Origin of the sequence: Chitinophaga sp. LS1 (assembly GCF_034274695.1) — a bacterium.
Lineage (GTDB): Bacteria > Bacteroidota > Bacteroidia > Chitinophagales > Chitinophagaceae > Chitinophaga.
Map to the genome: position 1 here is coordinate 3,848,218 of NZ_CP128362.1, position 21,658 is coordinate 3,869,875.

General features: G+C 44.9%; 19 protein-coding genes. 13 read left to right on the forward strand and 6 right to left on the reverse strand.

Annotated elements, in window-relative coordinates:
- The first annotated feature begins 255 nt into the window (after positions 1-255).
- From spt to QQL36_RS15980, 10 genes are read left to right on the forward strand one after another with little or no spacing between them, the layout of a single operon-like run.
- Positions 256-1,482, forward strand: a complete 1,227-nt coding sequence (gene spt, locus QQL36_RS15935) for a serine palmitoyltransferase (RefSeq protein ID WP_083722743.1) — start codon at positions 256-258, stop codon at positions 1,480-1,482.
- Between the two features lie 27 nt (positions 1,483-1,509).
- Positions 1,510-2,688, forward strand: a complete 1,179-nt coding sequence (locus tag QQL36_RS15940) for a hypothetical protein (protein ID WP_321570246.1) — start codon at positions 1,510-1,512, stop codon at positions 2,686-2,688.
- On the forward strand, positions 2,685-3,668 hold the full coding sequence (locus tag QQL36_RS15945; RefSeq protein ID WP_083722742.1) for an NAD-dependent epimerase/dehydratase family protein: 984 nt from the start codon (positions 2,685-2,687) through the stop codon (positions 3,666-3,668). The genes QQL36_RS15940 and QQL36_RS15945 overlap by 4 nt, the downstream gene beginning before the upstream one ends.
- Before the next feature lie 40 nt (positions 3,669-3,708).
- Positions 3,709-5,034, forward strand: coding sequence for an inositol-3-phosphate synthase (locus QQL36_RS15950; protein WP_083722741.1), 1,326 nt, complete (start codon positions 3,709-3,711; stop codon positions 5,032-5,034).
- A complete protein-coding gene (locus QQL36_RS15955; protein WP_083722740.1) occupies positions 5,031-5,483 on the forward strand; it encodes a phosphatidylglycerophosphatase A in 453 nt (150 codons plus the stop codon). The genes QQL36_RS15950 and QQL36_RS15955 overlap by 4 nt, the downstream gene beginning before the upstream one ends.
- A gap of 37 nt (positions 5,484-5,520) precedes the next feature.
- On the forward strand, positions 5,521-5,889 hold the full coding sequence (locus QQL36_RS15960) for a GtrA family protein (protein ID WP_083722739.1): 369 nt from the start codon (positions 5,521-5,523) through the stop codon (positions 5,887-5,889).
- A gap of 9 nt (positions 5,890-5,898) precedes the next feature.
- Complete coding sequence (locus tag QQL36_RS15965; RefSeq protein ID WP_083722738.1) at positions 5,899-8,454, forward strand: DUF5686 and carboxypeptidase-like regulatory domain-containing protein; 2,556 nt, start codon at positions 5,899-5,901, stop codon at positions 8,452-8,454.
- A 23-nt stretch (positions 8,455-8,477) separates the two neighbouring features.
- Positions 8,478-9,731: a DUF4833 domain-containing protein gene (locus tag QQL36_RS15970; RefSeq protein WP_083722737.1), complete on the forward strand. Its 1,254-nt coding sequence runs from the start codon at positions 8,478-8,480 to the stop codon at positions 9,729-9,731.
- A 36-nt stretch (positions 9,732-9,767) separates the two neighbouring features.
- Positions 9,768-10,400: a sterol desaturase family protein gene (locus QQL36_RS15975; protein ID WP_083722736.1), complete on the forward strand. Its 633-nt coding sequence runs from the start codon at positions 9,768-9,770 to the stop codon at positions 10,398-10,400.
- 5 nt (positions 10,401-10,405) lie between these two features.
- Positions 10,406-11,341: a phosphatase PAP2 family protein gene (locus QQL36_RS15980; RefSeq protein ID WP_321570247.1), complete on the forward strand. Its 936-nt coding sequence runs from the start codon at positions 10,406-10,408 to the stop codon at positions 11,339-11,341.
- On the opposite strand, the gene QQL36_RS15985 is transcribed toward QQL36_RS15980, so the two are convergent.
- Both QQL36_RS15985 and QQL36_RS15990 read right to left on the reverse strand, forming a co-directional pair.
- A complete protein-coding gene (locus tag QQL36_RS15985; protein ID WP_321570248.1) occupies positions 11,318-12,514 on the reverse strand; it encodes a tetratricopeptide repeat protein in 1,197 nt (398 codons plus the stop codon). The two genes, QQL36_RS15980 and QQL36_RS15985, sit on opposite strands and share 24 nt — an antisense overlap.
- 60 nt (positions 12,515-12,574) lie before the next feature.
- Positions 12,575-14,767, reverse strand: a complete 2,193-nt coding sequence (locus QQL36_RS15990) for a B12-binding domain-containing radical SAM protein (protein ID WP_321570249.1) — start codon at positions 14,765-14,767, stop codon at positions 12,575-12,577.
- A gap of 240 nt (positions 14,768-15,007) precedes the next feature.
- Here QQL36_RS15990 and QQL36_RS15995 point away from each other — a divergent pair, with 240 nt between their 5' ends.
- Entirely contained in the window at positions 15,008-15,181 is a 174-nt protein-coding gene (locus QQL36_RS15995) for a hypothetical protein (RefSeq protein ID WP_321570250.1), read from the forward strand.
- An 86-nt stretch (positions 15,182-15,267) separates the two neighbouring features.
- Here QQL36_RS15995 and QQL36_RS16000 read toward each other — a convergent pair whose 3' ends face one another.
- From QQL36_RS16000 to QQL36_RS16015, 4 genes are all read right to left on the reverse strand, one after another.
- Positions 15,268-16,632 (reverse strand): DNA/RNA non-specific endonuclease, encoded by a 1,365-nt coding sequence (locus tag QQL36_RS16000; RefSeq protein WP_321570251.1) that lies wholly within the window; start codon positions 16,630-16,632, stop codon positions 15,268-15,270.
- 144 nt (positions 16,633-16,776) lie between these two features.
- Complete coding sequence (locus QQL36_RS16005) at positions 16,777-17,082, reverse strand: hypothetical protein (RefSeq protein WP_083722729.1); 306 nt, start codon at positions 17,080-17,082, stop codon at positions 16,777-16,779.
- Complete coding sequence (locus tag QQL36_RS16010) at positions 17,079-17,846, reverse strand: sterol desaturase family protein (protein WP_321570252.1); 768 nt, start codon at positions 17,844-17,846, stop codon at positions 17,079-17,081. Before QQL36_RS16010 ends, QQL36_RS16005 begins: the two co-directional genes overlap by 4 nt.
- A gap of 72 nt (positions 17,847-17,918) precedes the next feature.
- Entirely contained in the window at positions 17,919-18,761 is an 843-nt protein-coding gene (locus tag QQL36_RS16015) for an SDR family oxidoreductase (protein WP_321570253.1), read from the reverse strand.
- A 137-nt stretch (positions 18,762-18,898) separates the two neighbouring features.
- On the opposite strand from QQL36_RS16015, the gene QQL36_RS16020 reads away from it, so the two are divergent.
- Both QQL36_RS16020 and QQL36_RS16025 read left to right on the forward strand, forming a co-directional pair.
- Positions 18,899-19,933 carry a serine hydrolase domain-containing protein gene (locus QQL36_RS16020; protein WP_321570254.1) on the forward strand — a complete coding sequence of 345 codons (1,035 nt, stop codon included), beginning with the start codon at positions 18,899-18,901 and terminating at the stop codon, positions 19,931-19,933.
- 38 nt (positions 19,934-19,971) lie between these two features.
- Positions 19,972-21,531, forward strand: a complete 1,560-nt coding sequence (locus tag QQL36_RS16025) for a tetratricopeptide repeat protein (RefSeq protein ID WP_321570255.1) — start codon at positions 19,972-19,974, stop codon at positions 21,529-21,531.
- Positions 21,532-21,658 lie beyond the last annotated feature (127 nt).

Consider the following 21,658-nt stretch of genomic DNA (forward strand, 5'->3'; position numbering starts at 1 on the left):
CACCATTTTGTTTTCAAACATACTTAATAAATAAAACCATTTACGATTTTTCGTGAATAGTGCTTAAACCGCAACTCGCATACTGCTTTTGGACCTTTTTTAACGCTGCATTCAGTGGTGTGATGCTGGCTATTAGCCTGTCGTCATAAGAATTAAATACTGTCAATTATGATCTGAAAAAGGTGCAGATCATAAAACACGGTATCTGAAATTGCACAGGTATTGTGTTACAACAACCGAATTAGAGCAAAAAAGATGAGTAAAATGTTACGTGCGAAGATGGCGGGAATAGCCCGGGTAAACAGTGCAAAAGAAAGAGGAATCTGGCCTTATTTCCGACCAATCTCTTCCGGTCAGGACACTGAGGTAGAAATTGAGGGTAAGAAAGTACTGATGTTTGGATCCAATTCCTATCTCGGGCTGACAAACCATCCTCAGGTAATAGCAGCAGCTATTAAGGCGACAGAAAAATACGGAACCGGTTGTGCGGGGTCCCGTTTTCTGAATGGAACCCTGGATTTACATCTGGAATTAGAAGCAAGGCTGGCAAAGTTTGTGGGCAAAGAAAACGCGATCGTATTCAGCACCGGCTTTCAAGCCAACCTGGGTGCCTTGTCAAGTCTGACCGGTCGCAATGATTACATCCTGCTGGATGAACTGGATCACGCTTCTATTATTGATGGTAGCCGTTTATCCTTCTCCAAGGTAGTCAAGTACAAGCACAATGATATGGACAGCCTCGAAGCCAAGCTACAGGCATTACCATCAACAGCGGTGCGTTTAATTGCTATAGACGGGGTATTCAGCATGGAAGGTGATCTGGCTAAACTGCCTGATATCGTATCGCTGGCTGATACCTATGGTGCAAATATCATGGTAGACGATGCACATGGTCTGGGTATCTTAGGTATGAATGGTACCGGTACCGCTTCTCACTTTGGTCTTACTGACAAGGTTGATGTGATCATGGGTACTTTCAGCAAATCCTTTGCTTCCCTGGGGGGCTTTATTGCTGCCGACAATACCATTATTGAGTACCTGAAACACACTGCCCGCGCACTGATCTTCAGCGCAAGCATGACCCCTGCTGCTGTGGCAAGTGTACTGGCTACGCTGGACATTATTGAATCAGAACCTGATCATATCAAAAGACTGTGGGACAATACAGAGTATGCCCGCAAACTGCTGGAAGATGCTGGTTTTGACACTGGTGAAGTATCTGAAACCCCCATCATTCCTATTTATATCCGAAATGAAGAAGGGGTATTCAGCATTACCAAAAGATTACAGGAACTGGGGATCTTCGTGAACCCTGTGGTGCCACCTGCCGTTCCTCCTGATGCTACACTGATCCGTTTTTCACTGATGGCGACACATACCTTCAGCCAGATTGAAAAAGCCGTGGAAATGTTAGTGAAGGCATTCAAAGAAGAAGGCATTCCCTTAAGAGAAAAACATAACGGGAATATAGTGCTGCAATAACGCCTGTAACAATTAAAGCAAATAATAATGGACACCATACAGACACCTTCCGTTACCACCACAACCACTGTAGTCAGAGGAAGTGCACCCGTTATCGAACAGGTGAGTACTAAACAGCAGATGAAATTATTCATTGACTTCCCGCATGACCTATACAGCAATGATCCTTTATATGTGCCCGAGTTGTTTATTGCACAACGCGACCTTTTAACGCCGGGCAAGCATCCTTTCCACGAACATTCACAAATACAACTGTTTCTCGCTTACCGTGACAAAAAAATAGTAGGCCGTATAGCCGCTATCAACAATCGTAATCACAACGCGTTCAATGGCACTAACGATGGTTTCTTTGGATTTTTTGAATGTATCCCCGATGTGACTGTGAGCAATGCGCTGTTCAATGCAGCTGCAGAATGGCTAAAGAAACAGGAATTATCTACCATCATTGGACCAGTGAATTTCTCTACCAATGAAACCTGTGGTTTACTGATCGAAGGATTTGACAGTCCACCAGTCGTAATGATGACTTACAATCGCCCTTATTACATAGAGCTGATTGAGGCCGCTGAAATGACGGAAAATGTGACACTGATCGCATGGCAGGTAACTGCCGAAGCCGTGGAAGATAAGCCGCTGCGTATGATGCAGATGCTGGAAAACAGACTCGCCCAGCGGAATATCATCATACGCAAAGTAAACCTGAAGGATTTCGACAATGAGGTAGCAAAGATCAAAGATGTTTATAATAAGGCCTGGGATAAGAACTTTGGATTCGTTCCTATGACAGACAATGAATTCGCATATCTGGCCAAGGACCTGAAATTAATAATGGATCCGGATCTATGTATCGTGGCAGAAAGAGATGGACAGATAGTAGGTTTTTCCCTCTGTATTCCCGATCTGAACAAGGTGCTGATCAAGATCCGCAGAGGACGATTACTGCCTACTGGCCTTTTCAAACTCCTGCTGGGCAAGGGCAAGATCAAAGGTGTACGGGTAATAGCACTGGGTGTACTGGAACCTGTGCGTAAGCTGGGGGTGGAAGCAGTCTTCTACGGCCGCATCATCAAAGAATGTCGCCGTAAAGGTATCAATGTGGCAGAAGCCTCCTGGATACTGGCACAGAATGACCTGATGAACAGTGCGATCCATGCGGTGAACGGCGTACCATACAAGCGATACAGGATTTACGAGAAAGCAATATGAGTAAAAAGGTATTGATTACAGGTGCAAGCGGTTTTCTGGGTTTCCATTTAATCGAAGCTGCACTGGCAGCAGGAATGGAAGTGCACGCAGGGGTAAGGCCCTCTAGTGATGTAGCACATTTACACCATCTGGAGATCTCTATCGTGAACCTGGATTTTCGCAATGTACCTGCCATGGCAGCCTTGCTACAGGAACAGCAATATAGTGATATCATTCATGCTGCTGGCGCCACCCGTGCTAAGAATGAAGCCGCTTTCAACGAGGTCAATGCAACGTATACAGAAAACCTCCTGAAAGCAATCGTACAATCAGGTATTGAATTGAACAGGTTTGTGTATTTCAGTAGCCTGGCAGCAGTAGGGCCAAAAGCTTATGAAGCAAAATGGCCGGAGCAGGATGAGTTATCACCTGCACCCGTGACATTGTATGGTAAGAGTAAACTGCTGGCAGAAAACCTCCTGAAGCAATATGCGCAGATCCCCTGGGTAGTATTGCGCCCTACGGCCATCTATGGCCCCCGGGACAAGGACCTGTTTGTGTTGTTTAAGACGTATGGCTGGCGATTGGAACCGTATATGGGGAAAGGCCCCCAGCAGTTGAGTTTTGTTTATGTAAAAGATGTGGCACAGGCTGCCATTTGCGCGCTCAATGGACAAATTATACATACCTGTTATGATGTTTCGGACGGGAATAGTTATGATCGTTATGCATTGGCCAAAGTGACGAAACGGTTGTTAGGCATCAGAACACTACGTATTCACATGCCATTAACATTGATCCGGTGGATAGCTGTAATGGCTGAGGCAACAAGTAAGGGCATGCCGTTGTTAAATAGGGACCGGTTAAATGAGCTGACTGCCCAAAACTGGAACTGTAGCATAATACGTATACAAAGAGAACTTGGATACCAGCCTGACTTCTCCCTCGAGGAAGGAATGAGGGAAACACTGGACTGGTATACCGGGAACCACTGGTTATAACAAACGTTCACTAATTGAAAAACAAAGAGGCAAAAAGAAAATGAAACATCAAATTAAAGACGCAAACGGAAAGCTGGGAGTACTGATGCCAGGCCTTGGCGCAGTAGCAACCACTTTCATCGCTGGAGTGTTAGCTGTTAACAAAGGCTTTTCCAAGCCAATTGGATCGGTAACACAAATGGGACACATCCGTCTGGGTAAAAGAACAGACAATAACAATCCATTGATTAAAGATTTTGTTCCCTTAGCTAAGCTGGAAGATATCGTCTTCGGCGGCTGGGATGTTTATGAAGATAACGTGTATACAGCAGCGGTAAAAGCTGAAGTATTAGACAGGTTTCAGATTGAAGCAATTAAACCCGAACTGGAAGCCATCGTTCCGATGAAGGCAGCTTTTGACAAAAACTTTGTTAAAAATCTGGATGGCACACATGTAAAGGATTTCAAGACGCGTTATGACCTGGCAGAGATGGTTATGGAAGACATTAAAACCTTCCAGCAGAAAAATAACTGTGATCGTGTCGTAATGGTATGGTGTGGTTCTACTGAAATTTACCATCAGGCAGCAGACGTGCACAATTCGCTGGCAGCATTTGAACAGGGATTGAAAGACAACGATGCAAGAATTGCTCCCAGCATGATTTACGCTTATGCGGCACTGAAGCTGGGCGTACCTTTTGCCAACGGTGCACCTAACCTGACCTGCGATATTCCGGCATTGGTAGAGCTGGCCCACCAGACCAAGACGCCGATTGCAGGTAAAGATTTCAAGACCGGTCAGACCCTGATGAAGACAATTCTGGCGCCGGGGCTGCAGGCGAGAGCCCTGGGTATGGAAGGCTGGTTCAGCACCAACATCCTCGGAAACCGCGATGGATGGGTGTTAGACGATCCTGACAACTTCAAAACCAAGGAAGTTTCCAAGCTTGGCGTTTTAGAAGATATTTTAAGTCCGGAAGAATATCCTGATCTTTACGGTGACCTTTATCACAAAATCCGTATTAACTATTATCCGCCGCGCAAGGATAATAAGGAAAGCTGGGATAACATCGACATCTTCGGCTGGTTAGGGTATAAAATGCAGATTAAAGTAAACTTCCTGTGCCGTGATTCAATCCTGGCTGCACCGATTGTACTGGACCTCGCATTATTTATTGACTTTGCTAAGCGTGCAGGCATGAGCGGCATACAGGAATGGCTTTCATTCTACCTGAAATCTCCTCAGACTGCCCCTGGCTTACGTCCTGAACATGATATTTTCAAACAGCTTATCAAGCTGCAAAATACCTTGCGCTACCTGATGGGTGAAGATCTGATCACGCATCTGGGACTGGACTATTACGAAGGAATTTTTGATACTGAATGATAAGAATACACAAATTAATCGCCACCAGCCTTGGCATTGGATACATTGGCAAGGGCGGAGGAACGGTTGCAGCTGCAGTCGCCGCTCTGGTCTGGTACCTGGTTTTGGCTGGTGGCCATCCTAACAACGTTTGGACGGTGCTGTTTACAGTAGCCATCACCTTATTAGGAATCTGGTCTGGTACGGAAGTAGAACCATATTGGGGCAAAGACGACAAAAAAGTGGTAATAGACGAAGTCGCCGGCATGTTCGTAACCGTCCTGTTCGTGCCTGTCACTCCGGCATATATGTTGGCCGGATTGGTATTATTCCGTTTTTTTGATATAGTAAAACCTTTATATATCAGGCGCACAGAGGCTCTTCCGGGAGGACTAGGGGTTATGATGGACGATATTGTAGCTGGCATCTATTCCAATATTTTGTTGCAACTGGCAATACATCTGATTTAGAAGGTTTGGGTACGCGTTTTGCACAATTGTAGACCATATGCAATTTATTAAAGCACAAACTTCGGCGATGATAGCGACCGGAGTACAATTTTCGATATCCTTTTTACTATTGCATATGTGGGAAGGATATGGTGTAGCTGCCAATGTGACAGGAGTCACCTGTGGAGGTATTACCAACTTCCTGATCAACAGGACATGGGTATATCAAAAGGGAAACGATACATGGAACTGGCAAGCCATTAAATATATCATTGTCTGGTTCGGAAACCTGATAGTCAATACTACCTGCTTTTGGGTATTGACCAATTATACCGCTATCGATCAGCGCGTGGCTGTGGTTATGGCATCGGTTATTACCGCCGTCGGGTATAACTATGGAATGCAAAAGCGGTTTGTTTTTAAATGATTTTGGTTAATGAATGGATTTAAAAATATAGTATCCGGAATTCTTTTATTGCTCGTCTCTGGCTTTAGTTCGGTATTCGCACAAACGACCACCACCGTGAAAGGACTTATTACTGATAGTCGCACGGGGGCTCCGCTGCCTTTTGTAAACGTTTTTGTTCCGGGCACTTCCATCGGTACTGGTACCAGTGCAGATGGAAAGTATCAGCTGGATGTCTCTATTACGAGAGATAGTATCCGCTTTGCTTTCATGGGTTATAAGAGCGTAACCCGGAAAATCACACCCGGTATTGTTCAAACCATTAATATTCAGCTGGAAAGTACAGCCAAGAATCTGAATGAGTTTGTAGTTAAAAAGAAAAAAGAGCGTTATCGCAACAAGGATAACCCAGCTGTGGAGCTGATCCGCCTCGTGATCGAGAACAGGGACAAAAACCGAATGACGCATTTTGACTATGCTCAATACAACCAGTACGAAAAACTGGAATTCGCACTGAGTAACCTCTCTGAAAAGATTAGCAACGGTCGTCTGACCCGTAAGTATAAATTCATTTTTGAGAACCAGGATACCACCAAGTTCGCAGGCAAATCTATTCTGCCTATCTACCTGGAAGAAAAACTGGCCGATGTATACTATCGCCGTGATCCGGAGAAAAAGAAGACGATTGTGACGGGCGATAAGAAAGTGAGCTTCGAAAACTTTATCGATAACAGGGGCCTGAGCCAATACCTGAACCACATTTACCAGGACGTAGATATCTACGATAACCAGCTGATGCTGTTCACGAACCAGTTCCTGAGTCCGATTGCCAACTCTGCACCTACTTTTTATAAATTCTATATCGCTGATACCATCGTAGCACCAGACAGCACCAAGCTGATTAAACTGGAGTTCTACCCCCGTAACAAGACTGACTTATTGCTGGAAGGGGAACTGTTTATTACTTTAGATGGTAACTATGCCGTGCAAAAAGCGGATATGACTGCGAATAAAGAGATCAACCTGAACTGGGTGAGAGATTTTCACCTGTACTTTGATTTCCAGAAGACCTCCGATGGCCGCTATTATACCAGCAAACAAACGCTGATGGCCGACTTCGGTATCTTCAAAGGGAGCAGTGGTATCTACGGTGAGCGTACTGTATCTATCAGGGATATGGCCATCAACCAGCCGAAACCATCAGAATTCTACAACGGTGCTGCTGTAGTAGAAGATGAGAAAACAGTGCAGCACGGAGATGACTTTTGGGTACAGAACAGGCACGATTCCCTGTCTACTGCGGAATCTAAAGTGTATTCCAATATCGACAGTCTGCAACACATGAAATCTTTCAAGCGTACAGCTGACATCCTCACTCTGTTGCTGGCAGGTTACAAGCAGGCAGGTCCTTATTTCGAAATAGGTCCGGTCAATACTTTCTATAGCTTCAACCCGGTTGAAGGTTTCCGCCCCCGCCTGGGTGGCAGAACCACTCCGAAGCTGAGCAAAAGCCTGTACTTCGAATCTTATGCCGCTTATGGCCTAAAAGATGAGAAGTGGAAGTATTACGTGGGTGGTGCATACGCCTTTAACCATAAGTCAATTTACGACTGGCCGGTTGTAGCACTGAAAGCTAATTATCAGCACGAAACAAAGATCCCCGGTCAGGAATTACAGTTTGTACAGGAAGATAACTTCCTGCTGTCATTCAAACGTGGTAACAACGACAAGTGGCTGTATAACAAGATCTTCAATCTGACCTTCCTGCAGGAGTTTACTAACCACTTCAGTTATCAGGTAGGATTCAAACATTGGATACAATCACCAGCCGGTAGTCTGGCATACTATAAAGGAAGCGAACCGAATACACCTGTTACTGACCTGACTACGGCCGAGTTTAGCACAGAACTGCGCTGGGCGCCAAATGAAAAGTTCTACCAGGGTAAGAGCTTCCGTATTCCGCTGCCAAACAAGTACCCTATTTTCACCCTGAGAGGTATCGCAGGTGTGAAAGGAATTGCCAACAGCGCATACAATTACCAGAACGTAACGCTGAACATTTACAAGATGTGTTACCTGGGTCAGCTGGGCTTCAGCGAAGTGGTACTGGAAGGTGGTAATATCTTTGGTAATCACCTGCCTTATCCATTACTGTCTATCCACAGAGCGAACCAGACGTATGCTTACCAGCTGGAGAGTTATAACCTCATGAACTTCCTGGAGTTTGTGAGTGATCACTATATAGGATTAAACATCGACCATAACTTTAATGGTTTTATCTTTAACAAAATTCCGCTGTTCAAGAAATTGAAATGGCGTGAAGTGCTCGCTGGAAAGATTTTGTATGGCGGTCTGCGTTCTGAAAATAATCCTTCCAACAATCCTGATCTGATTCAGTTTTCAAAATATACTGACGGTTCATCCTTTACATATACATTAGGCAAAGAGCCTTATATAGAAGGAAGTGTGGGCATTTCTAACATTTTTAAACTGTTCCGTGTAGACCTGGTAAGAAGGTTCACTTACCTGAACAATCCTGGAGTAGCAAACTGGGGTATCAGAACACGTGTACGGTTCGATTTTTAACAGCGAGGTTAAAAAGTCTGAGTATGAAAAAGTCATTGAGAGACCAGTTACAACAATTGATTTATCTGGTTATCAATCCTATCGTAAAAGGGTTGATAAAGATAGGCTTTACGCCTAATATCGTGACCCTTGTAGGGTTTCTGCTGAACATAGGGGTGGTGATCATCTTTGTGACCGGCGTGGAAGAAGGAAACAGGGGAGACCTGTCGTATGTAGGTTGGGCGGGTGCGCTGACCCTCTTCGCAGGTCTGTTTGATATGCTGGATGGACAGGTGGCCAGATTGGGCAATATGGGTTCCCGCTTTGGTGCATTCTTCGATTCGGTGCTGGACAGGTATAGTGAAATGGTGCTGTTCCTGGGTATCTGTTATTACCTGGTAGGACATCATTATTTCCTGAGTTCACTGGCAGCATTTGTAGCCATGATCGGTTCTATGATGGTGAGCTATACCCGTGCAAGGGCAGAGGGCCTGGGCATTGAGTGTAAAGGTGGCCTGATGCAGCGTCCGGAACGTATCGTAGTGATCTCTTTGTCAGCGATCGCCTGCGGTATCACAGCCCACTTTATCGGTGGCGATTACAAACTGTTTGTACCAGGTATCCCTTTCCATATTTTTGAAACCATTTCTATCTTTACATTCCCGCTGTTTATCATGGCGGTGATGACGAACATTACTGCCATCGGCAGAATGCGCGATGCGAAGATAGCACTGGACAAACAGGACCAGGTAACCAGGGTGATCAGAGGTGCGGCAACTACTGTAAAAGTTCTGTTGGTAGCAGCCCTGCTACTGCCGGCAATGGCATTTACTGAGCCTAACTTTCCAACGCCCAATGAACCAGGGCAGTTGTTTTATATTCAACGTACCCCCAACACTAATACGATCGTATACGACCTGAATATAGTTGATGGTAAGCTGGATGCAGATGAGCCGGTAAATGTATACTGGATCCGTTATGCAGATGGAGGAGAAAAGAAGCCACTGAACTATATACAACGTAAATTTGCCTACGGAATCAAAGTAAAGGACCTGGGACAGGGGAAATATGAATTACATTCCGTAGCTTATGCAAAAAAAGACCTGTACCTGATGAAGCCTACCGGCCAACCCGATTACCATGTGTATGCAAAGATCGGAAATTCACTGGCTGTGCTGGACCGCATTTATATAGAGATCGATGGTGGTACCTTCTGGCATCCGAATGTACTTTACATTGAGCTGAAAGGGAAAGACATGGTGACTGGTAAGGAAGTAAAGGAACAGATCAAACCTTAAGTCAGTAAAAACACCACATATAATAGATTTAGAGTGATGAAAAAGCAATATGTTTCCAATTCAACGGAGTCGGTACCCATGTTTAAGAATGGGCTTATGGAGGCATTATCCAAGGTGCATTTCAGTGTACCGCTGATCCTGTATATCCCTGTGATCAGTTATGTATGTTATTATGGGCTGACTCATACAGATGCTGGTGTGCCGGCGTTCCTGCTGTCAGCATTGGGAGGGCTGTTTGTCTGGACTTTGACTGAATACGTACTACACAGATTTGTATTTCACTTTGTGCCTAAATCCAAATGGGGACTAAGGCTGCATTTTATATTTCATGGTGTGCATCACGATTATCCAAATGATGCACTGCGACTGGTACTGCCACCCTCAGTGAGCGTTCCGCTGGCAATAGGATTCTTTTTCCTGTTCAGGGCACTCATACCTGTCAATTACCTGTATGGTTTCTTTGCCGGTTTTATGACGGGGTACCTGTTTTATGATATTTCCCATTACGCATTACATCACCTGAATTTCAGGAACGCTTTCTGGAAGAGACTGAAAAAGCACCATATGAAACACCATTATCAGAATGCAGATAGAGGATATGGCGTAAGTTCAGCATTATGGGATAGGGTGTTCGGATCAAATTTTCCTCAAAAAGAAGAACAGCTATAAGGAAAGTGGAGACTAACAGTAAGACACGATTTGGACGAAAAGAAATCATATTTACTACACTTGCAAGTATAGCCTACCTGTTACTTTCTGCCCTCCTGGTTGGCTTCAAAACCGACCAGGTGTGGCTGATTGCCATTTTTAATGGCTGTTATTACGCCTCCTGGGGTACACGTAGGTTCATTATAGGATTTTCCATTTTTTTAGTTTACTGGATCTTATTCGACTATATGAAAGCCGCACCGAACTACATGTTCTTCAAGGTGCATATAGCGGATATATATGAGTTTGAGAAACACTTATTCGGTATTCATGATGGCGGGCAAATACTGACCCCTAATGAGTACTGGCTGGCACATTCCCGGTCGTGGATCGATGTAATGACAGGGATCTTTTACCTGTGCTGGGTGCCCGTGCCACTACTGTTTGCCTTGTATTTGTTTTTTACCGACAGACTGGCGTTACTGCATTTTGCAGCTACTTTCTTCTTTGTAAACCTGTTGGGATTTGTGATATATTATACCTTTCCTGCGGCGCCACCATGGTATGTACAGTTGCATGGATTTGAGTTTATCGCGAATACACCGGGCAATACTGCAGGGTTAGCGCGCTTTGACGCTTACTTTCAATCGAATATTTTTCATTCTATTTATAGCAAAGGCTCCAATGTATTTGCTGCCATGCCTTCCCTGCATTCTGCCTATCCACTCATCGTGCTGTATTATTCCAGGCATCATGTAAACCGTTTCTTCCAGGTTGTATTTGCCACCGTAACGGTAGGCATCTGGTTTGCCGCAGTCTATCTCAGTCACCACTATGTTGTGGATGTACTGGCGGGGATTACGACGGCTACTGTAGGCATTTTCATTTACAGGAAGTACCTCATGAAGGTATCCTTTTATGACAGGGGTATACAGTGGTTATACAGTTTCGTACGCGGGTAATTTGCGGAGTAATTCATCTACTTCATTCCCATATTTACGGTTGAAATAATAGCGTTTTGCTGTGAGGAGCATGTCTCTGGCAGCAGCTGTATTCTTTTGTTTTGTGTACAGGATACCCAGGTTCCTGTAGGCGTACGCGTTACCTTTGTTGTACTGTAAAGATCTGTACATTAGTTCTTCTGCCTGTACCGGGTGACCGAGTCGCATGAGTACATAGCCCTTATTGTTATAAGCAAAAGCGCAGGTTTCATCATAGGCAATGGCCTGATCGAAATAAGCGATCGCTTCTACAAACAGCTGCATATGAATGCAGGTAAAACCAATACTGTTCAGCAGTTCAGAAGATCCCGGATTGAGGGAAAGGGCGTAGTTGTATAATTGCAGTGCGCGATGATGGTTCCCCATTTCACTGTAACAGTGTGCTACTTCGGCAATGACACCGGTATGTGCATTGTGTTTTTCCAATACCTTTTCATAGTAAGGGAGTGCCTGCACAAAATTGCGCTCCGCCCTGTAAGACACACCTGTGAGCCAGAGTGTATTCACATGGTTCGGGTCTATATGCAGAATGTGCTGACAAAGGGTACGGCACTTTTTGCCTTCATTGTATTGCAGGCAGGACTGCGCTTCCCTGAAGTATTTTTCGATGATGTGTTTCTTCTTTTTAGCGCTGTACAACCAGTGGAGGAAAGGGTAATACCTGGCGGTAAATGGTAGCCTGATGCTGGGTGTATGCAGCGGTATGTCCCCATGGATATTCCTGTCTGCCTTCAGGATGTCTATGTACGAGGCATACACAATACCTAAGGATTGCAGTTTATATTGACAGCGGTTTTCTATCGTTAAGATGGAGAGAATGATGTGTTGCGGATTTAAATGTTTGTCTCCCAATCGTTTCTGATAAAAGACGGCATTTTCCAGCATTCTTTCGGCTTCGGCAGTGAGGGGCAGGGTATCCTTGTGAGGTTGCTCCCCGGCTTTTTCCCATGAAAGGGTTTTGAGCCAAAAGATCATTTTCTCGCGATCGGGGGTATCGATGGCGATATCGGTCGTGCAGGTTTCGAGGATGCCTAAAAGGAGTAATTGACTATCAATGTAATAGAGATTCCGTTCCAGAGAAAACTTTCTGGCATAGGCAAACACGGCTGATAATTCATAGGACGGCGCAAGCATTCATTCAAAACTTTGAGTACATATCAAATTTAAAATAAATGAGGCATATTTGGAACCGCTTTATAATTGCAGCAAACCGTATTTATATAAGGTGTTGATTGGCTTATTGTCCCAGAACAATTCAAAATCTTCCAGTCCGGCAGCCGTATAGTGGTCCATTACTTCTTTCAGTGTATAGGTCTTGCTGTTCCGCACCGACAGTTGTTCCAGCATACCTGCCAGCCATTGGCCTTTGTCAGGGTCTACGCTGATGGTATGTTTATCCTTTTTGCGCTGGAAAGTGAGGAGGGCTATTTCCCAGGTGGCGCCTTTCTTGGATTTAGTCATTGTTTCTACGGATGGCGTTTTGCCCAGCCATACTATTTTAGCAGTAGGTTTGGCAGTGGCCAGTTCGTTATCTTCCAGTGCTTTCACAATATAGTCAGGGGCTACTTTTGTCTTCGGCACTTTGAACTCAAACCACTTTTGCAGTGGATCGGTCAGACAGATGCCGTGCATAAAGTTCAGTAGTGATTTCTTCAAACCAAAGCTAAAGGTTTCATGTTCTGCACCTGTTTCATCAATGTGAATGATATCATTATTGGCAAATGAGCCGATGGCATCGCTTTCTTTTTTAACACTGAATTTCTCCGGTTCCAGACCTACGGGGCTATGTGCTGTCATGGTGAACTGATGCCAGAAAGCAGATTGTAAGATGCCTGCCTGGAACATCTGGCGCACCATTTCCAGTGAGTCGATGGTTTCCTGTGCAGTTTGAGTAGGAAAGCCGTACATGAGATAAGCATGTACCATCACACCTGCCTCCGTAAAGTGTTTATTCACCTGCGCCACCTGTGCTACGGTAATACCTTTCTGGATAAGCGCCAGCAATCTGTCCGATGCTACTTCCAGGCCACCGGATACCGCAATTAAACCGCTCTCTTTCAATAATTGACAAAGGTCGCGGGTAAAGCTTTTTTCAAAGCGGATATTCGTCCACCAGCTTACAGTCAGTTTTCTTTTGATAATCTCCAGTGCCAATGCGCGCATCAGGGCAGGAGGTGCGGCTTCGTCTACAAAGTGAAAACCGTTTTGCCCTGTCTGCGCAATGATCTCTTCCATACGGTCACAGAGCAGAGCAGCTGCGATAGGTTCGTATAAACGAATGTAATCGAGAGAGATATCGCAGAAGGTACACTTGCCCCAATAGCAGCCATGGGCCATGGTCAGCTTATTCCAGCGGCCATCGCTCCACATGCGGTGCATGGGGTTCACTACTTCAATAGCAGAGATATATTGATCTAACAGGAAGTCGCTGTAATCCGGCGTACCTACCTGTGACTGTTTATAATCCTTACAACTGGCATTGTTGATATAGGTGACCTTGTCGTCTACAAGGGTAAAAGTGCGCTTCAGGTCAGCAGTAGGCGTACCATTGATGTGGGCAATGAGTTGTTCGAGCGGCGCTTCTCCATCGTCCAGGGAGACGAAGTCGTAGAATTCAAATACCCTTGGATCGCTGAGTGAACGCAGTTCTGTATTGGCGAAACCGCCACCCATGGCTACTTTTACCTGTGGGTAGTGCTTCTTGACCCACTGTCCGCAGCGGAGGCTGGTGTACAGATTGCCAGGGAAAGGAACGGAAATAGCCACCAGTTGTGGTTGTTCCCTTTCCATGTGTTTGCTAAGGAGGTCGATCAGGATATGATCGATATAAGTATATTCCTGTTGGAGTGCGGTGTACAGCTCGTCGAAGCTATTGGCCGATCGGCCCAGTTTTTCGGCATAACGGCTAAAACCGAAGTGTTCATCCACACATTCCATGATGAGATCGGAGAGGTCTTCCAGGTACAGGGTGGCCAGGTGTTTGGCTTTGTCCTGGTTACCCATGGAGCCAAATGCCCAGTCAAGGTCTTCGAGTTGGGCAAAGCGGCTGGCTTCGGGGAGAAAATCCCTTTTGCACACGCGGTGGGAGAGGGTAGGGTTCTTGCCTTGCAAAAAGGCGATCACATCGTCGATCGTGGCGATATAGTCGTCCTGCAGGGCAATGATGCGGCTGATATTTTCTGAATGAGGGATTTCCAGCTGGTTGATATGGGCAAAAAGCTTTTCCAGACCTTGTTTGGAAAACAGGGCTACGGTGACTTCTATGCCAAGGTCAGCCTGAAAGGAGGAGACCCCCTTTGTATTTAAGAAACCTTTCAGATAAGCTGTGGCCGGATAAGGCGTATTCAGCTGTGTGAAGGGTGGTGTAATCAGAAAAACAGCACTCATTTGAGTGCGAAATTAGGGAAACCGGGGGAATAAACGCTGCTACCTGCTGGTAGCAGCGCCTATGGCCTTATTGCAAAGCTCTGAAGACTGAATTTGTATAATCGGGATTTACATTTCCTGTAACCGCCTATGGCCTTATTGCAAGGCTCTGAAGGCTGAAAATCATTTTCAGAATAAAACATTCATGAAAAATGGAATTCACCAACGTGAAATGAAAACCATTTTCAGAATAAAACATCCATGAAAGAGGGAATTCACCAACGTGAAATGAAAATCATTTTCAGAAAAAACATTCATGAAAGAGGGAATTCACCAACGGGGAATGAAACCTATTTTCAGAAAAACATTCATGAAAAATGGAATTCACCAACGAAGATGAAAACCATTTTCAAAGAAAAAGAGGGTATCAAATAGATGATACCCCCTTTTAAAATTTGATACCAGGCGGAGACATTTTCAATTAATAAATTGCTCAGTGCCTCCCTCTCTTATCAATAAAATTACTGGTTATCAACCTGCGCTTCGATCGTTGACTGTATAGTGGTAGATACAGCTGAGAGCAGATCATATCCGGTAGCAGATTCAATAGCGTCTACGCTGGTACGATAGCTCTTCCAGTCACTGCCAATAGAGTTATTGTTCGGCGTATTGATCGCAATCACCCTTGTAGAGGTGGAAATTCGACTCAGGTCACTGTTACCATTAGAAAGTACCACTACTACTTTCCATACATTGCTTGGTACAGTTACATTGCCACCATCGATCGTAGAGGCAGAGCCGCTACTACCGGTGCCGCCTGTACCATAGCTACCCATGATGATGTAGCACTCACTGCCTGCGCTCACGAGGGTTCTGATGTAAGATTCAAAACCTTCCCAGGTAACCTGATTATTATTCGGGGCCTGTGGAATCATGTTGGTCATCAGGAAGGTAGAAGAATTCGCAGCAACAGAAGAAGTTCTGTCACCTGAAGGACAGTTGTGACCGCGATCAAAACCACTGCCGGAATAGCTGGTAGAACCTACCTGGTACCAGCCGGAAGGCAATGCAGTATTAGCACGGAAATCATCCTGACGCGAAGTGCTGCCAATGTCAGAACTGTTCAGGTGCCAGCTAACCCAATTGGGTGTACCTCTTACACTGTTGTAAGATTCGATGTAGTAAGTAGCATCGTACAGGTAATTGGTAGTGTACACAGAGCTGGCTACAGCACCACTTGGGTTACCTAACAGCAGGTGACTGTTATCGCCGGTAGTGCCACCTGTGCCGCCACCGCCGGTAGAAGTACCTGTGGATACAACTACATCATCGATGTTGATCCTGTTGGTACCGCCAGATACTTTGCGGATAGAGAGTCGGTAGCTGCCTGTAACGCTCACGGTGAAGGTTGCAGTAGACAGGGTCGTGGATGAACTGGTCACAGTGCTGCCTACCTGTGAGTAGGAGCTGCCACTGTTGGTAGAGATCCAGAGTTGCCATGTACTGCTGCCATCAGAGCCAAATACAGCGTGTGCAATGGAGATAGTTGTAGCCCCGCCGGTAGCATCGAAGTTCATATCGAGGGTACCGGTGTTGCGGATACGAACGGACTGGGAACCGTTCTTCGCATCGGTAGACAGTGTGCCAAGGAGGGCGTCGTTGAGGCTCCAGCTACCACTGCTGAGCGTAACGTTGCCAACTGTATAGGCGGTTTTAGTGCCGGACTCGAAAGACTCGCTTAAGGTAGTAGTGGCAGCTGCGGTAACTGCTGCTACAGTTTTCTCCTTGTTAGCGATAGGAGTAGGGGCTTGCTCTTTCTGACAGGATGCGACGATAAGTGCTGCTGCTAATATATATAGCAGGCGATACGACAGATGGCTTTTCATTACGTTGGGTTTTTATGAGGGTTTACCAAACTGGAAATTTACGGTATTTAGCGGGGAGGAGGGATTGGAAGGAGGGTTATTATTTTGTTACTAAAAAAAATTACTAAAAAAAGGGGGGATGTGGTGAGCATCCCCTTTTGGATATCAATGATTTCTTCTGTTATTCCTGTTTTGTTGCACAGTAGCTGCACGGTTACTTCTATTTGTCGTACGGTCAGCCTGCCTGTTAGCGCTATTAGTCGTTGCCGTTTGTTTGGCTTCTTCTTTTGTCACAACACCATCGGCAGTGGCGGCCTGTCTGTTGGCAGTATTTGAAGTACGGGTAGATTGTCTGTTTGTCGCATTCTGTGTAGCAGTTGCCTGACGGTTAGCCCTGTTCGTTTGCGGAACTGTTTGCGCTATGGCCAATGAACTGATGCACATTGATAATAGAACGATGGTTTTTTTCATGGTTTTAATTTTAGTTTATGACTGAATAAAGCAATGAAGCCGTAAAAGACAAGTACAAAAGGATTCTTACTGATATACCCGGTCGTTAATCCATATCGGACTTTCTCTGTCTCCGGTTGATAAGTATGAAAGAGCCTATCCCATATCATGAACACACCGCCGAAATTTTTATCAATATAAAGGGGATTGGTGCCATGATGTACCCGGTGTGCAGAAGGTGTATCGAGTACTCCTTCAATTGGGCCCAGTTTACCCACAGCTTCCGTATGCAAAAAGAACTGGTACAGTAAATTCAATGCATAGGAAAGAACAATAAAATCGGGCGGTAATCCAATCAATGCCGCAGGTACAAAGAATAAAGGACTGATCAATGCACTGAACCAGTTCAGCCTGTAAGCCGCTGTGAGGTTCATCAACGGTGATGAATGATGAATAAGATGAAAGGCCCATAACGGTGCCCAGTGATGAGAGGTCCTGTGAAACCAGTAATAGATGAAATCAGCCACAATAAAAGTAAGTATGAAAGTATACCACGTATGCGGCAAATGAAAAGGAGCAAGATCCGTTGCAAATCCTAAGATCCACAACTGATACCCGGCAAAGATCAATTTAGATAAATGAAACCCTGCCAGTATTAAAATATTAGTGATCGTCTCATCCAACTGGTAAGCTTTTTTATCTTTCTTCCAGCTCCAGATGATTTCTGCAATGATCAATATTGCCAGAAAGATCAATATGCCGCCTCTGTAATGTCCTGTATGCATGCTATAAAGGTCATGCATACAGGGAAAACAACCCGCGATAATCCGGGTGAAACAGCTAAAAATGGCGGTGAATTATGCGGCAAAAAACGTGGCATACCCATTGGCAAATGAAGCAAAATTGCGGGCAGGGGTGCCTGTTACATCAACAATTGCAGCACTGATTCCTGCTGCTTCCCCTCTTGCATAGTGTGCATAATCTTCCAGCAAGCCATCTGCCTGCCACTCCGGAAATCCTGCCTGTATCAATGCAGGGCGCATGGCTGCCGCAGGTACATCTACAAACGAAATCTGCTGCCCGGTCGCTGCCGATAAATACGCTGCCATCTCTGCATGGGTAATAGCGGCCGGTCCTGTCAGATCATAGATCTTATTTTCATGCCCGGGTTGGGTCAAGGTAATCGCCGCTACTGCTGCAATGTCCCTGATATCGACCAGGCTAATTGCAGCATCGCCAATGGCTGCATAAAACTGATGCGTATGTTTGATCAGATCTGCAAAGCCTAATAACCCCTGCATAAATAAGTTAGGTCTTAAAAAAGTATAGGCCATACCAGATTGAATGATCTTTTCTTCAATTGCCGCATGATAACGCAAGAACCGAACCGGAGAGTTTTTGGCTGCTGCAAACTGGGAGAGTTTTATGATGTGTTGCACCCCCGCTTCAACAGCGGCTTCCACGAAATTACTTTGTAACTGTTCTGCTTCTTCAGATGAGTTGGTTAATAAAAACGCTTTTTCTACACCCTGCAATGCTTTTACCAGGCTATTTTTATTACTCATATCTCCAATGACAGTCTCTGCCCCTTCAATGGTTTTAGGAGACCTTACCAATGCACGAAATGCAATCCCTTGTGCAGCCAGTTGTTTTGCGAGTTCAGTACCGATATTGCCGGTAGCGCCTGTAATCAGAATCATATTGTTTGTATTTTTATTACTCAAAATTCCAACTTTCACAGGAGGCTGTATTGTAAGAAAACGAAATTCAGGGTGGAATTTAACAGCTTCGCGGGGAAAAATAATAGCAGACCTCGTTGATCATGTACCTTCGAACTATGAGCAAAATACTGATTATCCTACTCTGCCTGTACAGTACGATCGTCTGTGGGCAACAATACGATTTCTCTGCTGTCGATAAATTTATCGAAGCGCATACCGCTGCTTATGATAATGGCGTAGCCGTAATGGTATCCCAAAATGGAAAGGTCATTTATAAAAAAGAACTGGGCCTGCGTGTAGATGATAAACGACTCATAGCTTCCTGTTCCAAATGGTTATCAGGTGCCGTGATCCTGTCATTGGTAGATGAAGGAAAATTATCCATGACAGATACCGTCGGCAAATACCTGCCCATTTTTACAAAATATCACAAAGGGCATATCACCATTCGCCAGCTCTTCTCGCACACCTCCGGTTTCCCCGGCAATAGCGATCAGCACTATGAAGGCAGGCCTTTTATGACCCTCGAAACAGCGGTCGATTCCATTGCCGCTTATGTTGATATGATTCATCCTGCAGGTACCTACTTTAACTATGGCGGCGTAAGTATGCAGGTGGCCGGTAGAATCGCAGAAGTGGTATCCGGCAAATCATGGCAGGCACTCTTCAATGAGAAAATAGGGAACCCCTGTGATATGAATGCGAATTATATTATTATGAGCTTTCGTAATCCAATGATTGCCGGTGGGGTGAGAACATCGGCTACTGATTACCTACACTTCCTTGAAATGATTGTGAACAAAGGCGTCTATAATAATAGAAGGGTCTTAAGCGAAGCCGCCATCGCTACCATGCTACAGGACCAGACAAATGATGCAGCAATAGAGAACACCCCTTACCCCCGAAATCCTTTTTCTCCCCAGCCGGAAAAACCGGTACGCTATGGTATCGGCAACTGGATTGATGTGGTAAGCACTGATGGAAAAATACTGGAAACAAGCAGTCCCGGTGCTTTTGGTACCCATCCGTGGCAGGATGAAGTACACCAGGTAGCAGGCATTATCTTCACAAAAACAGAATTAAAAAAGAGTGCCCAGGTAAGTTTGGAAATCCGTAAAATGATCAGAGATATCCTGAATAGTAAGCCTTAACAATTACTTAATATTAAAGGTGTTTCTTTGCCATCAGTATGCGTATTTTCTTATTGTGCTTATTATTGGCAGTGAACAGTGCATTTGCACAGGAGGTAGATCAATCGGAACAGACTACGCTGGAATTTCCCGACTCCGCCTTTTTGAAATTGAAGGAAGTGTATAGTAAATCTATTGAAGAAAAAGATCATGTCACCACCGGCATCTCTCTTCAAAAGATGGGTAATATCTGTTATTACCTGGGCAATTATCCACAAGCTTTGGAATATCATCTCAAGGCCGACAAGATCTTCCGTGAACAAAACCGGAAAGACCTGCTCGCTGCCAACCTGAATGATATGGGTATATTATATTATTATAACAGGCAGATCCCCATCGCCCGTAAAGAATATGACGAGGCCTTATCTATCTATAAGCAATCCGGAGATGGTGAAGGACTGGCAGTGACCTATGGAAAAATAGGGCACTTATATGAGAAAAGCGCTAAATATGACAGTGCTTTTTCTTACCAGCGCAAGGCTTTGTTGCAATATAGCAACCTTGCCAAGAAGCAGGGGATGGCCAAGATCTATGAGAATATCGGTAGTATTTATGAAGACCTCGCAAAATTCGACTCCGCATATTATTATTATAGTCATGCCTATGACCTCTATGAACAGGAACACGAAAGTGTAGCCAGCATCGAAGTGCTCAATAACCTCGGAGACATTTTCCGCAAGACAGGCCGATACAATGAAGCCCTCATTCGTACCCGGGAAGCACTTTTGCTGGCAGAAAAAACCAATGACCTCTATGAAAAAGGCGCCGCTTACAGGGATTTAGGTAAAACTTACGCCCTCATGCAGCAAAAAGACAGCGCTTATTTATACGCAGAACTCTCCCGCAAAGCCACCATCGATATATACTCTTTGGAAAATAACCGGCAGACCGCCTTTCTCAGTGTCTTATTTGATATTAATAAAAAAGATGCTGAGATCATTGGGCTGGAACATACCCGGGATATCCACATCATTATCACCATCGCGACCATCGTTGTTATTATATTATTATTGGTATTAGGCCGCATGGTCCTGAGCCGGCAGCGGTTAATGCATGCCACACAGCAGCAACTGATGCAGACAGCATTGGAAAATAAAGACCTGCAGGAAGATAAATTAAGACAGGAACTGGAGATAAAAGGAAAGGAACTGGCCTCCAATACCCTCCACATGATCCAGAAAAACCAGTTGCTGGAAGAACTGAAGGGAAAACTGGAGGTAATGGCGAAAGATGATAAACGGGATCAGAAGAAACAGATTCAACACGTGCTCCAACAGATCAATGTGAGTTTTAATCACGATGAGTATTGGAATGAATTCCGGGATGTATTTGAACAGATCCACCAGGATTTCTTTGCCAGTCTCCGGAAGAAAAAGGAAGATCTGAGTCATAATGATGTACGGTTGGCAGCGCTTATAAAACTCAATATGAACTCAAAAGATATGGCCACTTTGCTGGCAATTTCTCCCGATAGTTTGCGGGTAAGCCGGTATAGGTTGCGTAAAAAGTTAGGTTTGGATGAGGGCGAAAGCTTATCAGCTTTTATTCATTCGCTATAACAAAGCGGATTAAAACGACCTGCTATGAAGGTAAAAATCTCCGGATTTTTTACAATCAAAATTCCGAAAACATCTTTTGCCGTAGACAAATGCAACTAATTATGCTACGCCCCTGTTACGGTAACAA

Bases quoted from the DNA above. Each gene is read 5' to 3' on its own strand.
- QQL36_RS16000 (WP_321570251.1), bottom strand. From the start codon at position 16,632: ATGAAAAGCCATCTGTCGTATCGCCTGCTATATATATTAGCAGCAGCA.
- QQL36_RS16010 (WP_321570252.1), bottom strand. From the start codon at position 17,846: ATGCATACAGGACATTACAGAGGCGGCATATTGATCTTTCTGGCAATA.
- QQL36_RS15950 (WP_083722741.1), top strand. From the start codon at position 3,709: ATGAAACATCAAATTAAAGACGCAAACGGAAAGCTGGGAGTACTGATG.
- QQL36_RS15965 (WP_083722738.1), top strand. From the start codon at position 5,899: ATGAATGGATTTAAAAATATAGTATCCGGAATTCTTTTATTGCTCGTC.
- QQL36_RS15985 (WP_321570248.1), bottom strand. From the start codon at position 12,514: ATGCTTGCGCCGTCCTATGAATTATCAGCCGTGTTTGCCTATGCCAGA.
- spt (WP_083722743.1), top strand. From the start codon at position 256: ATGAGTAAAATGTTACGTGCGAAGATGGCGGGAATAGCCCGGGTAAAC.
- QQL36_RS15945 (WP_083722742.1), top strand. From the start codon at position 2,685: ATGAGTAAAAAGGTATTGATTACAGGTGCAAGCGGTTTTCTGGGTTTC.
- QQL36_RS15990 (WP_321570249.1), bottom strand. From the start codon at position 14,767: ATGAGTGCTGTTTTTCTGATTACACCACCCTTCACACAGCTGAATACG.
- QQL36_RS15995 (WP_321570250.1), top strand. From the start codon at position 15,008: ATGAAAGAGGGAATTCACCAACGTGAAATGAAAATCATTTTCAGAAAA.
- QQL36_RS16005 (WP_083722729.1), bottom strand. From the start codon at position 17,082: ATGAAAAAAACCATCGTTCTATTATCAATGTGCATCAGTTCATTGGCC.
- QQL36_RS15975 (WP_083722736.1), top strand. From the start codon at position 9,768: ATGAAAAAGCAATATGTTTCCAATTCAACGGAGTCGGTACCCATGTTT.
- QQL36_RS15955 (WP_083722740.1), top strand. From the start codon at position 5,031: ATGATAAGAATACACAAATTAATCGCCACCAGCCTTGGCATTGGATAC.
- QQL36_RS16020 (WP_321570254.1), top strand. From the start codon at position 18,899: ATGAGCAAAATACTGATTATCCTACTCTGCCTGTACAGTACGATCGTC.
- QQL36_RS15940 (WP_321570246.1), top strand. From the start codon at position 1,510: ATGGACACCATACAGACACCTTCCGTTACCACCACAACCACTGTAGTC.
- QQL36_RS16025 (WP_321570255.1), top strand. From the start codon at position 19,972: ATGCGTATTTTCTTATTGTGCTTATTATTGGCAGTGAACAGTGCATTT.
- QQL36_RS16015 (WP_321570253.1), bottom strand. From the start codon at position 18,761: ATGATTCTGATTACAGGCGCTACCGGCAATATCGGTACTGAACTCGCA.
- QQL36_RS15960 (WP_083722739.1), top strand. From the start codon at position 5,521: ATGCAATTTATTAAAGCACAAACTTCGGCGATGATAGCGACCGGAGTA.
- QQL36_RS15970 (WP_083722737.1), top strand. From the start codon at position 8,478: ATGAAAAAGTCATTGAGAGACCAGTTACAACAATTGATTTATCTGGTT.